The organism is Monashia sp. HAY1-11D (assembly GCF_056868035.1).
Map to the genome: position 1 here is coordinate 4,428,347 of NZ_CP200320.1, position 13,440 is coordinate 4,441,786.

A 13,440-nucleotide genomic window follows, 5' to 3' on the forward strand; every position below is an offset into this window, starting at 1 on the left:
CAGGGTCGGAGGTCCCGCCCGCGTGACCGGACCCGGTCTCGAGGCGCACGCAACTCGGGCGCACGCGACGCACCGGGTCACGTCGCAGGGACACTCAAACCGAGCTCGTCCTGGTGAGCCGTGTCAGCAGGAAGGCTCCGATGCCGGCGGCGGCCGCGACCCCCCACGCCGTCGCGTCGACAACCTCGGTCCCCAGCAGCTCTCGAAGCGGGAGCACGGTGACCGCCGCCGTGAGCATGAGTCCGGCGAGGAGCAGCGCGAGCAGCAGCGGGTCGGCGTGCCCGGCGCGCGTCCGTACCGGCGCGCCGGGGGTGCGCACGCCCCAGGCCACCGCCAGCTGTCCGGCCCCGAGCGTCAGGAGCACCGCGGAGTGGGCGGAGGCCGGACTGACCCACATCGCCGCCACGCTGACGGCAGCGAGGTACACGGCCAGGACCGAGATGCGCCACCACAACCCGCGAGCGAGCGGTCCTTCGTCGGGTGCCCGGGGTCCGCGACGCAGGACTCGGCTGTCCGCGGGCTGGCCGGCGAGCCCTGCTCCGGCGAAAGAGTGCGTCAGGAGGTTGAGCCACAGGATCTGGGCAGGGAGCAAGGGCAACGGCACCCCGACCAGGGGCCCCACCAGCATGAGGAGGACTTCGGACGCGCCACCGGAGAGTCCGTAGGCGAGGAACCTCCGCAGGTTGTCGTAGACGCGGCGGCCTTCCTCGATCGCCGACACCAGGGTCGCGAGGTTGTCGTCGGCGAGGACGAGGTCCGCGGCCTGGCGTGCGACCTCGGTGCCGCGCTCTCCCATGGCGATCCCGATGTCGGCCCGGCTGAGCGCCGGGGCATCGTTGACACCGTCACCGGTCATCGCCACCACGTGCCCCGACCGCTGCAGGGCGGTGACGATGGCATGCTTGTCCGCCGGTGTTGCACGGGCGATGACCCGGCGACGCTCCACATCGGCCGCCTCGACGGTCGAATCCGCCGGCTGGTCCCCGGGCTCCTCAGGGGGGCCGTCGAGAATCCCCACCTCTTCGGCGATGGCGTGGGCCGTGGCGGCATGGTCACCCGTGATGAGGACGACCTGCAGGCCGGCATCCCGACACGACGCGACCGTGTCCCGGGAGGTCTCGCGCACCGGGTCGTGCAGGGCCACCAGCCCGAGCAGACGCGGCCGCGCGACGTTGCCGTCGCCGGCCGTTGCGTGGTCCTGCGTCACGGCCAGGACGCGCATCCCGGCTCGTCCCCACCGGTGCGCCAGCTCCCGGGCCTCGGCGAGAACGGCTGGATCCTCGGCCACGGCGTCCGCCGTGAGCATGGCCTCGGGGGCTCCCTTCCGGAGGGTGAGACTGGCGCCGGTGGGCTCCCGGTGGATCGTCTCCATGGCCTTGCGGGTGCTGTCGAACGGCACCTCGCGGATCCGCGGGTGATCGGCCCTCAGTCTCGCCACATCGGCGCCCCGGTCCACTGCTGCCAGGAGCAGGGCGGTGTCGGTCGGGTCGCCATGGGGCCGGCCGGACGCCTTCGCCAGCACGGCGTCGTTGCACAGGGCCAAGGCCCTCGTCAGGTCGGACGGGGCAGCGTCGTCCGGTTGCCAGGTCGCCGCGACGCTCATGCTTCCTTGCGTGAGGGTCCCGGTCTTGTCGGTGGCGAGCAGGGTGACGGACCCGAGCGTCTCGACAGCGGCCAGGTCGCGCACCACGGCTCGCCTGCCGGCCATGCGGCGAGCTGCAAGCGCGAGACCGAGTGTGACCACGAGCGGGAGCGATTCGGGGACGGCGGCCACGACGAGCGCCACCGTCGCCAGCAGCATGACCTCCAAGGGCTCGCCGCGCGCCACGCCGAGGACGAGGACGACGGCGCTCAGCAGCACCGCTCCGACCGCGAGGTAGGCCGAGAGGCGAGCCATCCGCCTCTGCAGGGGCGTCGGCGCGCCGGGACGCCCCGTCATGCCGGCGATCCGGCCCACGGTGCTGCGCGCGCCGGTCGCGGTCACCCGGGCACGACCATGCCCGTGGACCACGACGGTTCCGGAGAAGAGAGCGCTCGGAGAATCCGTATCGCACGAAGGCAAGCCCCCACCCGCGGCCGGCCCCGGGTCCTGACGAGGGGACTTCGGCACCGGCACCGACTCCCCGGTGAGCATCGACTCGTCGGCCTCGAGACCGGCTCCGTCGACCAGCCAGGCGTCGGCCGGGACGAGGTCACCCTGCCGCAGCAGCATCAGGTCTCCGGGAACCAGCGTTGTCGACGGCACCTCGATCGCTCGCCCTGAGCGCTCCACCCACGCCCTCGGCTCGACGAGCGCCGAGAGCGCGCGCACCGACCGCTCGGCCTTGATCTCCTGCCGCAGGCCCATCGCGGAGTTGACGATGACGACCAGACCGATCACCGCGCTGTCCGTGTAGTCGCCGGTGACCAGGGTGAGACCAAGGGCGGTGAGCAGCACGAGCACCAGCGGGTCTCGCAGGCTGCGAACGAGCCGGCTGACCGCGGAAGGAGATGGTGGCGCCGGTACTTCATTGGGCCCGTGAAGGCGGAGCCGCACCTCGGCCTCGGACGCGGACAGACCGGGGAGGCCACCGCCGGGAGGCGGGCCCGAGCCGCGGTCGAGATGGAGGTCGGTCGGATCTCCCACGCGTGAGTGCATGCGCACCTCCTCTGCGGTCCCCGGACCGTCGGTCACACAGGGCCAGGAGTCCCGGCGTGAGCCGATGCGGGCCGCCTCTCCACCCTTCAGCCTTGGCCGGGCTCGTCCCTCGGACCAGGGCCGAAGGACCCGTCACATCGTGGAACGTCCCGGCCCGGCGACGCTCAGGTGCTGGCTGCCGAGAGCAGCTGACCACGTTCGTTCCTCCAGCGGGGGTGCCATTGGTCCCTGGTGCCGTCCTTGCGCGCGCAGGACGATGACACGATGACCACGCTCACCTTCCTCGGAGCCGCAGGGGCCGTCACCGGAAGCAAGTTCCTTCTCGAGGACGCCCACGGGCGCGTGCTCGTGGACTGTGGTCTCTACCAGGGCGAGCGGGAGCTGCGCCGCCTCAACTGGGAGGACCCCGGCGTCGAACCGGGCACGGTGTCGGACGTCGTGCTGACCCACACCCACCTCGACCACTGTGGCTACCTGCCGGCTCTCGTCCATCGCGGGTACACGGGGCCGATCTGGGCCACCACGGGGACGGCGGCCCTGGCGGACATCGTGCTGCACGACGCGGCCAAGCTCCAGGAGGAGGACGCTGCCGACGCGCGGGCAGGTGGGTTCTCCAAGCACGACCCGGCGCTCCCCCTCTACACGTGGGCCGACGCCGACGACACCATGCAGCTCATGCGCCCCTGCGAGTACGGAAAGCCGACGACGCTGCGATGCCAAGCCGAGGTCACGCTCGTCCGCGCGGGCCACGTTCTCGGGTCAGCCTCGGCGCACATCACCATGGGGAGCGCGAGCGTGCTGTTCTCCGGCGACCTGGGGCGTCCCACCCATCCCTTGCTCCTGCCACGCGACCGACCACTGGCTGCCCGCACGGTGGTGGTGGAGTCGACGTACGGCGACCGCGTGCACGCCGACGGTGCCGGCGGCCACGAGGTACTCGCGGACGTGGTCCGTCGCACGATAGGTCGTGGTGGCTCCGTGCTCATCCCGGCGTTTGCCGTGGACCGCACCGAGCTGGTTCTGCTGGCCCTGGCCCGACTTCGTCAGCGCAACCTCATCCCGGATGTGCCCATCTACGTCGACAGCCCCATGGCTCTGGCGGCGCTGGAGGTCTACCGGCGCCCGGAGAACGAGGCGGAGCTACGTCCTGACGCCCTCTCGGCCCTGTCTGCCCTGTCCCGACTGCGCACCGCGCACACCGCTGAGGAGTCGAAGCGGCTCAACACTCCCGGCACGCCGTGCATCATCATCTCGGCGTCGGGGATGGCCACCGGCGGGCGCGTGGTCCACCACCTTCGCTCGCTGCTGCCCCATCCGCGCAACACCGTGGTCCTCACCGGCTACCAGGCAGCCGGGACTCGGGGGCGCCTCCTGCAGGAAGGCGCACGGGAGCTCAAGATGATGGGTCAGTACGTTCGCGTCCGCGCCGAGGTCGTCACCGACGAAGGCTTCTCGGTCCATGCGGACTCGCGCGAGCTGCTGCAGTGGCTCGAGGAGCTGCCGGACCCTCCTGAGGCCGTCTACGTCGTGCACGGCGAACCAGCGGCCAGCTCCGCTCTGGCCGAAACGATCGGCGGCAGGCTCGACTGCCCCGTCGTGGTGCCACGGCGTGGCGAGCGAGTGGTCGTCGACTAGCCAACAGTGTCCGGCAAACCCCGTACACGGGACGTTCGGCCCCTGCGCCGGTCGTCGTGCGCGGCCAGGCTGGACGTGAGAGAGAGGAGTGGTGATGACCGAGTACCTGACCTCGGACCACACGCGCAAGAACGACGAGGACGAGCTCGAGCTGCGTCGGAGAGCCGTCAAGCGGCTCGAGGCCAAGCGCGGCCTGGCCGCACACGCGCTCGCGTACGTCACCGTCAACCTGTTGCTGGTCGCGCTCTGGTACGTCACCGGCGCCGCGTTCTTCTGGCCCGTGTTCCCGATCTTCGGATGGGGCATCGGGATGGCCTTCCACGCGTGGGACGTCCTGTCGCCCACACCCGGCCCGGAGCAGGTCGAAGCGGAGATGGAACGGCTGCGCCGGACCGAGCACAAGGGCTGACGGCGGCGCCCCGGAAGGAGGCACCATGTGGTGGAACGGCGGAGTCGGATTCGGCATGGGCTGGGGCATGTGGCTCGTCATGATCCTCCCGGCCGTGGGGCTCGGCCTGCTCGCCGCCTACGTCGTGCAGCAGATCGTCGCCCGCGAACGTCCCGGTCGCGTCCCGCGTGAGCGCGGAGGTCAGGCCGGACCGGTTCGACGGCCCACCCCCACGCAGATCCTCGACGAGCGGCTGGCGCGTGGTGAGATCGACGCGGAGCAGTACCAGCAGGCGAAGCGCCTCATCAGCCAAGAGCACTGACTCGCCCGGCCCGTGGCCGCTGGGCACCCACGGTGAAACCGGAAGGACCAGCGGCGCCGTCACGTCGGCGTGCGGTGCGCGAAGGAGGCAGGACATGGCCCCACCAGCGGACCGGGCCGCGCTCCCCTCGACCATGCGGGTGTGGGAGGTCACCGGCCGCGGTGGCCCGCACCGGATCCGTCCGGTGGAACGTGCCGTACCCTCCCCCGGCGGGAACGAGGTCCTCGTGCGTGTTGCCGTGTGCGGCGTGTGCCGGACCGACCTTCACGTCTCGGACGGCGACCTCCCGGTGCACCGACCCTCGGTCGTCCCCGGACACGAGGTGGTGGGGCGGGTGGTGCAGGTCGGTGCAGGGACGACCCGGTTCGTCATCGGGGACCGTGTGGGCATCGCGTGGCTTCGCGGCACCTGCGGCGAGTGCCGCTGGTGCCGCACAGGCTCCGAGAACCTCTGCGAAGCGGCGACGTTCACCGGCTGGGACGCCGACGGCGGATATGCCGAGTACGCCGTCGTGCCGGCCGCCTACGCGTACACCCTGCCGACGGGGCTGCCGGACGAGCAGGCCGCTCCCCTGCTGTGTGCGGGGATCATCGGCTACCGCTCACTGCGTCGGGCCGCCCTGCCCCCGGGAGGACGGCTCGGCATCTATGGTTTCGGCGCCAGCGCGCACCTCACGGCGCAGATCGCGATCGCTCAGGGCGCCGAGGTCCACGTCATGACGCGGGGCGAGGAGGCCCGCCGCCTGGCGCTCTCGTTGGGGGCGGCCTCGGCCGCAGGGGCGTTCGACGATCCGCCGGTTCCGCTCGACGCCGCCATCGTCTTCGCGCCCGCCGGAGAGCTCGTGCCGAGGGCGATGGCCGCCCTGGAACGAGGTGGAACCCTCGCGCTTGCGGGCATCCACGTCACCGAGGTGCCACCACTCGACTACCAGACACACCTGTTCCACGAGAAGCGGCTCACCTCGGTGACGGCCAACACACGAGCGGACGGCGAGGAGCTGTTCCGCCTCGCTGCCGCCTTGTCGGTCCGTGCCGACGTGACTGCCTACCCCTTCGACGACGCGGACCGGGCCCTGGAGGACCTGTCGTCGGGTCGACTCACGGGCGTGGCGGTTCTGGACGTCGACCGCCAGGGCTCAGCCGGGACAGGACGGGCTCCATCTCAGCGTTAGCCGGTCACGGGCGACCTATCCTTGACCCGTGGAGTCGGAGACCGGGCATGGTCGCGGATCCTCGCCGTGGGGTGACGCGTTGTCGTTGCACGTCGACGACATCATGGAGGAGCTTCACTCCCGGGCGGAGGCTGCGCAACGGTCACGCGCCCAGTTCGAGGGACTCCTCGACGCCGTGACTGCCGTCAGCGAGGACCTCGACCTGTCGGAGGTCCTGGCGCGCATCGTCCGATCTGCGTGCGCCCTCGTCAACGCCCGTTACGGAGCGTTGGGCGTGCTGGGGCCCGACGGTGAGCACCTCATGGAGTTCATCACGCACGGTGTGAGCCCCGACGAGCGAGAGCGCATCGGGGACCCGCCGTCGGGACACGGCATCCTCGGCCTGCTCATCCGGGACCCACGTCCCCAGCGGCTGTCGGACATCGGCGCGCACCCCGAGTCCGTCGGTTTCCCACCGAACCACCCGCCCATGACGACCTTCGTGGGAACCCCGATACGGATCCGCGACGAGGTCTTCGGCAACCTCTACCTGGCGGAGCGCCAGGGTGACAAGGAGTTCACCGAGGGCGACGAGGCCATGCTCGTCGCGCTGGCGGGAGCTGCAGGGTTCGCGATCGAGAACGCACGTCTCTATGAGCGCAGTCGGCAACAGCGCTCGTGGGCCGAGGCCGTCAGCGAGCTGACGCGAGGCCTGCTGGAGGGTGAGGACGAGAACCTCGCGATGTCCGTTCTCGCCAAGGAGGTCCTCGCCCTCACGAAGGCCGAGGTGTGTCTGGTGGCGCTGCGCGACGAGGAGAGCGCCCCGACGCGTGTGCGCGCTGTGCAGCACCGACGCGGCGCGGAGAAGTCGCCTGGGGAGGTGCCTCCTGAGGAGGGGGCGTCGGCACGGACCGACCTGCCGCCCATGGAGAGCTGGGAGGGCTGGTCGGAGGTCCTGGGCAGCGGGCTGAACCTGCTCATTCCTCAGGGCGGGGACAAGGGTCCCGCTGGACGCTTCCCGGTGTACCTCGCGAAGCTGGTGGGACGCACGGCGGGCGGGCCGACGGCCGTCGTGCCGTTCTCCACCGGCCGCGGCGACATCGGTCACCTTGCGGTGCAGTGGCAGCCAGGACAGGAGGACGCCGCCTCGACCGCGCTGCCCGGCTTGGCCACGTTCGCGCAGCAGGTGGCCCTCGGGCTGGTGGCCGCGCGGGCCCAGCACGACCGGCAGCTGCTCGCCATGCTCGAGGACCGGGACCGCATCGCCCGGGACATGCACGACCACGTCATCCAGCGCCTGTTCGCCACGGGGCTGTCCCTCCAGGCGGCGGAACGGCTCGCCGTGCATCCGGTCGTGAGGTCGCGGCTCGACGAGGCCGTGAACAGCCTGGACGAGGCGATCAAGGACATCCGCTCCACCATCTTCGAGCTCCGCTCCCCGACCCAGGATCGAACGCTGCACGAAGAGCTGCAGGAGATCGTGCGGTCTGCCGGGGTGAGCCTGGGGTTCACCCCGACCCTGGAGCTCGCCGGCGGCCCTGAACCGGACGATGCCGGGCTGCGCGGCGACCTTCTCGCCGTCGTCCGGGAGGCCCTGGCCAACGTGTCGCGGCATGCCCAGGCCGGTTCGGCCTCGGTCGTCGTCACCTTCGGGACCTCGCTGTCCGTCACGGTCACCGACGACGGGGTCGGTATCGGTACCGACGACCGGCGCAGTGGTCTGGCGAACCTGGGCCAGAGGGCTGCAGCTCGATCCGGCACCTTCCACGTGTCACCCTCCGAGCCGCGGGGAACCGAGCTGGTCTGGACCGTCCCGCTGTGAGCCGGGAGAAGCAGGACTTTCGCACCTACCCCGGACGACCCGTGCGCCCTAGTCTCGACCTTCCCGTGCAGGACCGTCGACGAGCGAAAGGTGGGCCTCAATGACGATCAAGGTGTTCCTCCTCGACGACCACGAAGTGGTGCGGCGAGGCCTGCGGGAACTGCTCGAGGAGACGCCGGGCTTCCAGGTCGTCGGCGAGTCCGGGCTCGCGAGGGAAGCCGCCCGGCGGATCCCTGCCATCCGGCCCGACGTCGCCGTGTTCGACGTGCGCCTCCCGGACGGCTCAGGCATCGAGGCCTGCCGCAACGTCCGCTCCATCGACCCGACGATCGCCTGCCTCATCCTCACCTCGTTCGCCGATGACCAGGCCCTGACCGCTGCGGTCCTGGCCGGCGCGGCAGGCTTCGTGCTCAAGGACATCAAGGGGAACGGCTTGGTGGAGGCGATCCAGCGGGTTGCGGCCGGGGAGAACCTTCTCGACACACCGCGTGTCGACCGCCTGCGTGACAGCTGGAGGCGGGGACAGGAGACCGACCCTCGACTGAGGGCACTCAGCCCTCAGGAGCGCCGCATCCTCGACCACCTCGCGCGGGGGATGACGAACCGCCAGATCGGCGAGGACATGTCGCTCGCCGAGAAGACCGTCAAGAACTACGTCACCTCGGTGCTGTCGAAGATGGGCCTGGAGCGACGCACCCAGGCCGCCGTCTACGTCGCGACCCACCAGCCGCCGGAACGTGCGGGCTGACGAGCTCCGCGCGGGTCCACGGGCTCGCAGGGTGGCTCGGTCCTGGCTCGGTCCTGGCTCGGCGGGGACGACGAGGGATGACGACGAGGGATGCCGCCGGGACCTCCGGGTTCCCACTGGAGAACCGCGGTTCGCTTCGGCGGCATACCTGTGACGTACTCCGTCAGCAGGCCATCAGCCCGATGACGTAGCCCCGGGCCCGGAGCCGCGGAATGAGGATGTCCAGTGCGGCGACGGTCTGGGAGCGGTCTCCCCCTCCGTCGTGCAGCAGGATCCTCGAGCCGTCCCGGACCGCGGCCAGGACCCGGTTGACGATGGTCCACGTGCCCGGTCGTGACCAGTCACGTGGGTCGACGGTCCAGAGGATCTGACGCTGGCTGCGGCTGGCGATGATCGACGCGATCCGCGCGTTGGTGGCCCCGTACGGTGGGCGGACGCATCGTGGCCGGTAGCCGAGGGTCCACTCCATCCGGTTCAGCTGCGACGTGACCCCCGCCGTGGACAGCGTGGTCAGATTCGGGTGGCTCCACGTGTGGTTGCCGATCTTCATGCCGTAGTAGCGCAGGCTGCGGGTGAGCGACGGGTACCAGGAGATGTTCTGTCCGACCTCGAAGAAGACCGCCTTCACCCCGTACTTCCGCAGTATCGCCAGAACCTTCGGCGTGTACGTCGGGTGCGGACCGTCGTCGAAGGTCAGGTACACGGTGCCCGCGTACGCGACGGGCGCGGCCGCGACGGCGGGGGCCGTTGCGGCCCCTTCCCAGGCGCCTCCCCCGACCGGTCGCCCGGTGCTCGGGGCCAGGCCAGCGACCGTGAGGGCCGCGAGGAGGGATGCTGCCAGTGAGCGTAGTGAGTGCTTCATGGCCGATCTCCTTGCCCTTCCATGCCATCACGGCGCGGGCGAGGCGGCGCACGGATGTGATGCCGCCTCTCAGACGGACCTTCGACCCTTGCCACTGTGGCCGTTGGCTTCGCCGCTCCGCCGTACCGGGACCTTCGCCTCTGCGCCGGCGCGCCGGCGAGAAGGCATCGTGGACGAGGAAGAGGAGGAACCATGAGAGCGGCGAGCGACATCGTGGTCGGCTTCGACGGCAGCCACGGCGCTGAGTGCGCGGTGGACTGGGCGGCGTCCGAGGCCGATCGGCGTCGTGTGGCCTTGCGCATCGTGACGGCACGGCCCTACGTGGAGCTGCCGTTCGGTGGAATGGGCGCCGGGGCCGTGCCGCCGGCGGACCATGTGGACGCCGAACGGCTCAGCGGGACTGGACGACTCCGCGCCGAGAAGGTGCTGGACGCCTCCCGCGTCGAGACAGCCGTCGTGGCGGGGTACCCCGCCGGCGTGCTGGTCCGGGAGTCCCACCAGGCTTCGCTGGTCGTGGTCGGGCACCCTGCGCGGGGAAAGGCCAGGGAGTACGTCACAGGCTCGGTCGCCTTCGCCGTGACGGCGCACTCGGCGTGCGACGTCATCGTGGTCCCCGACCAGGAACTGGTGGTGCCGGGTCCACAGCACCCGGTGGTTGTCGGGCACGACGGTAGCGGCGGCGCCGACCGTGCGACCCGCCGAGCCGCAGCCATCGCCGTCGAGCACGGCGCGCCACTGGTCCTCGTCCGGGCCCTGCCACGCGTGGAGGACTGGTTCGGCCCACCCCGCGGCCTGGAAGCCCTCCGAGACAACGCCGACAACCCCGACGGCTCCCGACGGCCGGTACGGGACGCGCTCGAGACCATTGCCGCCGATCTGCGGACGGGCTTCCCGGGACTGGATGTGCGCGGCAGGGTCGTCGATGCTCACCCCGTGGCCGCGTTGCTGGAGGTCGCCGAGGGTGCAGGTGAGGGCGCAGGACTGCTCGTCGTCGGGTGCCGGGGTCTCGGTGGCTTCGAGCGACTTCTGCTCGGCTCCGTCAGTCGTGCGGTGGTCCACTACGCCCGGACTCCCGTCCGCGTCGTGCGCCCCGACATCGTGGCAAGGGCCGTGCCCGCCGGTGGTTTCGCGCAGGCAGGCTCCGTCCGGATGGAGGAGGAGCCATGAGGGCGCGAGTCGGTGACCGCATCTTCGTGGCCGGAACGGCCGCAGACGGACCCTTGCAGGACGGTGAGGTGCTCGACACGGGTGGCCCCGACGGGAGCCCTCCCTTCCTAGTCCGTTGGAGCGACGGACGCATCGAGCTGTTCTCACCCGGTCCGGAATCCTTCGTCGTCCTCGGGACCCTGCATCCGGGTGATCCAGCACGACCGGCGTGCGCCGACGAGCCGGCTGCCGGGGTTCTCGGATGAAGGGCAGATGACCGGGGCCTCAGCGGACGACGAGCACCGGGCACACCGCGTCGTGGATGACGCGGTGGCTCACCGAACCCAGGAGCATGCCGCTGAAGCCACGACATGCAGCGCCGCATGCTCCCGCTCGGCCCATGCGGCGGCGGCATCCAGGGCGCGCTGCGCGGCCTCCGAGTCGTCGACGCCCACGACGACGGGATGCTCGGGTCCGGGGCGCGCGACGTGCAGGTCGCCAGCCGTCTCCTCCTGCTGCTCCTGCTGCTCGGCGCCGGCTCGCACGATGACGACCGGGCACCGTGCGTGCGCGGTGACGGCGTAGGACGTCGAGCCCAGGAGCCCGGCCCGCAGCCGACCGCGGCCGCGGCTGCCCAGCACGATCAGGTCGGCGTCACGGGACGCGTCGACCAGCTGCCCGGCCGGACTGCCCAACAAGTACTGCGCTTCGATCTGTGACGCCTCGAGAACACTGGACGCGTGGTCCGCCCTCGCCGCGGACCACCGCGGCGGCCTGGTGCAGCATCGGCTCGGCCAACGACTCGTCGACGGCAGGGAAACCGGGATCATCGACAGGCTGAGGCTGTGCACGATGGTGCGCCGTGTGCCGAGCTGACGGGCGGTCTCCGCGGCCCACTCGAGCGCCAGCCGGACGCTGGGCGAGCCGTCGTATCCGACGACGACACCGTGCGACTGGTCGTCCTGGTCGTTCATGACCAGACACCTCCCTCGGTCCTGTCCGGCCGACACCGCACCGCTCCTGCCTTCGTCCACCCCACCGGTGGGTCGTCTGCGGGACCTTGGCCCCTACTCGCGCGAGGCGCCGCGCGTCGCACTGGAGGCATGACGAAATCGACCGGCATCTCCCGCACTCCCCACGGTGCGACGTCGGGGCGTCACCCCGCTTCCTCCCCCAACGCAGCCAAGAGGGTGGGCCTCTCCAACATGGAGGTACTCGACCAGTCCGAGTGCTGGCGTCTCTTGCGCACCCAGGACGTCGGGCGACTCTCGGTCGTGGTGGAGGGGGAGCCTGACATCTTCCCCGTGAACTACGTGGTCGACCACGGCAGCATCGTCATTCGAACCGCGGCCGGCCGGAAGCTGGCGGCGAGCGTTCGGGGCGCGGTCGCCTTCGAGGTCGATGAGCTGCACGGATCCGACGCATCCGTCTGGAGCGTCGTGTTGCGCGGTCGAGCCACCGAGATCCGGGACAAGGACGAGGTGATGGCTGTGCTGGCGCTGGGACTGGTCACGTGGCACGTGGGCAGGAAGCCGCGCTTCCTGCGCCTGGTGCCGTGGGCGACGACGGGTCGCCGGCTCCAAGTGCAGGGCCGGAAGGCGTGACCGCGTCATCGCCCACAGCAGCCGCTCGTCAACCGACGGTCATGGCCATTGCCGAGGCCGCGTGGCGGTCCGATGCCGACGAGGCAGCTGGGACCGGAACCACCAGGAGGTCACACGGCAGGTCCTCGAGGTTGCCTCCGTGAAGCGCCGTTCGCACCAGATCCCCGAGCAGCGCCCGCCCCGGCCGGCCGGTCAGCTGCTGGGCACCCACGACGACAAGATCATCGGGGTTGCACCTGGACACGAGGACGTCCGCCAGGGGGCCACACGCGACCTCGACCCGCGGAGAGATGCTCCGCGGCAGGGCCCGCAGGGTCAGCCAGGCGGATGCCAGGCCGTCGGACACGGCCCGGGGACCAGCACCGTCGGGGACTGTACTGACGGCCCAGAACGCGGCCCTCCGGATTCTGGCCTCACGTGCGCCGTGGGCCACCACCCGCCGGTCACCGACGACTCCCGCGAGCACGACCCGGACCACGGGAGAGACTCCGCCGCGGCGGGTCGACCAGGGCCGGGTCGGCTGCGTGACGTGGGGGATCATGACCGGACACCGGGCTCGACGGAGCAGCTCGTCCGTCGGGCATTCCAGCAGCAGGAGGCCGTCGTCCGCGCCGAAGCCCCGCACCGGGGCGACGTAGAGCGCAGTCCGTGCGGCCAGGCTCTCGATGTCGACATCGTCCAGCGGTCCCAGGACGACCGCGCTGACGGGCACGTGGGGGTCGGTGGCCTCGGCCACCAGGGCAGCTCGTTGTGTCGCACTGCCTGTGGCGTCCTGGGACGGCCAACGGAGGCGGGCGGGTGCCGCGTCGTCGCCCGCCGGGACGGCCAGGAGGACAAGGTCGAGCCCGCGCCTGGCCGCTTCCATGGTCGCAACGGCGACAGCCGCCTGCCCGGCCGCCGAGGCACTGCATCCGACCACGACCGCGGCTGAGCTCTTCCGATGGACCATCCTCACACCTCCGGCTCCTGGCGCGTACCCGCGCAGTTCCCCCGCAGTTCCACTCTGCCGGTGGCGCCGCAGGTGGGGACGGGACCTTCGTCCGCCCTCATGGGCGCCCCACTGGGGAAGCACGGGAGGCACAGCACGGACCGGAGAGCATGCGACGGACAGCATCGGCGCACAGC

The 13,440-nt window shown here is 71.2% G+C and carries 14 protein-coding genes; 9 read left to right on the forward strand and 5 right to left on the reverse strand.

Annotated elements, in window-relative coordinates; all coding sequences use genetic code 11:
• Positions 1-94 precede the first annotated feature (94 nt).
• A complete protein-coding gene (locus AC1VM9_RS20445) occupies positions 95-2,638 on the reverse strand; it encodes a cation-translocating P-type ATPase (protein WP_481344685.1) in 2,544 nt (847 codons plus the stop codon).
• Positions 2,639-2,902: 264 nt separating this feature from the next.
• Between AC1VM9_RS20445 and AC1VM9_RS20450 the strand changes: the two genes are divergently transcribed.
• From AC1VM9_RS20450 to AC1VM9_RS20475, 6 genes are all read left to right on the forward strand, one after another.
• Complete coding sequence (locus AC1VM9_RS20450) at positions 2,903-4,273, forward strand: MBL fold metallo-hydrolase RNA specificity domain-containing protein (protein WP_481344686.1); 1,371 nt, start codon at positions 2,903-2,905, stop codon at positions 4,271-4,273.
• Between the two features lie 94 nt (positions 4,274-4,367).
• Entirely contained in the window at positions 4,368-4,682 is a 315-nt protein-coding gene (locus tag AC1VM9_RS20455; RefSeq protein ID WP_481344687.1) for a 2TM domain-containing protein, read from the forward strand.
• Positions 4,683-4,707: 25 nt separating this feature from the next.
• Positions 4,708-4,983 carry an SHOCT domain-containing protein gene (locus AC1VM9_RS20460; RefSeq protein WP_481344688.1) on the forward strand — a complete coding sequence of 92 codons (276 nt, stop codon included), beginning with the start codon at positions 4,708-4,710 and terminating at the stop codon, positions 4,981-4,983.
• A 94-nt stretch (positions 4,984-5,077) separates the two neighbouring features.
• On the forward strand, positions 5,078-6,154 hold the full coding sequence (locus AC1VM9_RS20465; RefSeq protein WP_481344689.1) for a zinc-dependent alcohol dehydrogenase family protein: 1,077 nt from the start codon (positions 5,078-5,080) through the stop codon (positions 6,152-6,154).
• A 28-nt stretch (positions 6,155-6,182) separates the two neighbouring features.
• Positions 6,183-7,955 (forward strand): GAF domain-containing sensor histidine kinase, encoded by a 1,773-nt coding sequence (locus AC1VM9_RS20470; RefSeq protein WP_481344690.1) that lies wholly within the window; start codon positions 6,183-6,185, stop codon positions 7,953-7,955.
• 100 nt (positions 7,956-8,055) lie between these two features.
• The gene (locus AC1VM9_RS20475; RefSeq protein ID WP_481343387.1) at positions 8,056-8,703 is read left to right on the forward strand and encodes a response regulator; all 648 of its coding nucleotides are present in this window, start codon (positions 8,056-8,058) and stop codon (positions 8,701-8,703) included.
• Positions 8,704-8,866: 163 nt separating this feature from the next.
• Here AC1VM9_RS20475 and AC1VM9_RS20480 read toward each other — a convergent pair whose 3' ends face one another.
• Positions 8,867-9,565, reverse strand: a complete 699-nt coding sequence (locus tag AC1VM9_RS20480; protein WP_483123867.1) for a polysaccharide deacetylase family protein — start codon at positions 9,563-9,565, stop codon at positions 8,867-8,869.
• A gap of 192 nt (positions 9,566-9,757) precedes the next feature.
• Here AC1VM9_RS20480 and AC1VM9_RS20485 point away from each other — a divergent pair, with 192 nt between their 5' ends.
• Positions 9,758-10,732, forward strand: a complete 975-nt coding sequence (locus tag AC1VM9_RS20485; RefSeq protein WP_481345508.1) for a universal stress protein — start codon at positions 9,758-9,760, stop codon at positions 10,730-10,732.
• On the forward strand, positions 10,729-10,977 hold the full coding sequence (locus tag AC1VM9_RS20490) for a DUF1918 domain-containing protein (protein WP_481345507.1): 249 nt from the start codon (positions 10,729-10,731) through the stop codon (positions 10,975-10,977). Before AC1VM9_RS20485 ends, AC1VM9_RS20490 begins: the two co-directional genes overlap by 4 nt.
• 19 nt (positions 10,978-10,996) lie before the next feature.
• Here the strand turns inward: AC1VM9_RS20490 and AC1VM9_RS20495 are convergent, their stop codons facing one another.
• Entirely contained in the window at positions 10,997-11,065 is a 69-nt protein-coding gene (locus tag AC1VM9_RS20495; RefSeq protein ID WP_481345510.1) for a universal stress protein, read from the reverse strand.
• Positions 11,047-11,685 (reverse strand): universal stress protein, encoded by a 639-nt coding sequence (locus AC1VM9_RS20500; protein WP_481345506.1) that lies wholly within the window; start codon positions 11,683-11,685, stop codon positions 11,047-11,049. Before AC1VM9_RS20500 ends, AC1VM9_RS20495 begins: the two co-directional genes overlap by 19 nt.
• A gap of 129 nt (positions 11,686-11,814) precedes the next feature.
• Here AC1VM9_RS20500 and AC1VM9_RS20505 point away from each other — a divergent pair, with 129 nt between their 5' ends.
• A complete protein-coding gene (locus AC1VM9_RS20505; RefSeq protein WP_483123868.1) occupies positions 11,815-12,315 on the forward strand; it encodes a pyridoxamine 5'-phosphate oxidase family protein in 501 nt (166 codons plus the stop codon).
• Between the two features lie 28 nt (positions 12,316-12,343).
• Here AC1VM9_RS20505 and AC1VM9_RS20510 read toward each other — a convergent pair whose 3' ends face one another.
• On the reverse strand, positions 12,344-13,051 hold the full coding sequence (locus AC1VM9_RS20510) for a hypothetical protein (RefSeq protein ID WP_481345504.1): 708 nt from the start codon (positions 13,049-13,051) through the stop codon (positions 12,344-12,346).
• Positions 13,052-13,440 lie beyond the last annotated feature (389 nt).

What these genes read in the sequence shown, in the direction of transcription:
- AC1VM9_RS20465 (WP_481344689.1), top strand. Translation starts at nt 5,078, where the DNA reads ATGGCCCCACCAGCGGACCGGGCCGCGCTCCCCTCGACCATGCGGGTG.
- AC1VM9_RS20460 (WP_481344688.1), top strand. Translation starts at nt 4,708, where the DNA reads ATGTGGTGGAACGGCGGAGTCGGATTCGGCATGGGCTGGGGCATGTGG.
- AC1VM9_RS20500 (WP_481345506.1), bottom strand. Translation starts at nt 11,685, where the DNA reads ATGAACGACCAGGACGACCAGTCGCACGGTGTCGTCGTCGGATACGAC.
- AC1VM9_RS20485 (WP_481345508.1), top strand. Translation starts at nt 9,758, where the DNA reads ATGAGAGCGGCGAGCGACATCGTGGTCGGCTTCGACGGCAGCCACGGC.
- AC1VM9_RS20455 (WP_481344687.1), top strand. Translation starts at nt 4,368, where the DNA reads ATGACCGAGTACCTGACCTCGGACCACACGCGCAAGAACGACGAGGAC.
- AC1VM9_RS20445 (WP_481344685.1), bottom strand. Translation starts at nt 2,638, where the DNA reads ATGCACTCACGCGTGGGAGATCCGACCGACCTCCATCTCGACCGCGGC.
- AC1VM9_RS20480 (WP_483123867.1), bottom strand. Translation starts at nt 9,565, where the DNA reads ATGAAGCACTCACTACGCTCACTGGCAGCATCCCTCCTCGCGGCCCTC.
- AC1VM9_RS20450 (WP_481344686.1), top strand. Translation starts at nt 2,903, where the DNA reads ATGACCACGCTCACCTTCCTCGGAGCCGCAGGGGCCGTCACCGGAAGC.
- AC1VM9_RS20490 (WP_481345507.1), top strand. Translation starts at nt 10,729, where the DNA reads ATGAGGGCGCGAGTCGGTGACCGCATCTTCGTGGCCGGAACGGCCGCA.
- AC1VM9_RS20475 (WP_481343387.1), top strand. Translation starts at nt 8,056, where the DNA reads ATGACGATCAAGGTGTTCCTCCTCGACGACCACGAAGTGGTGCGGCGA.
- AC1VM9_RS20505 (WP_483123868.1), top strand. Translation starts at nt 11,815, where the DNA reads ATGACGAAATCGACCGGCATCTCCCGCACTCCCCACGGTGCGACGTCG.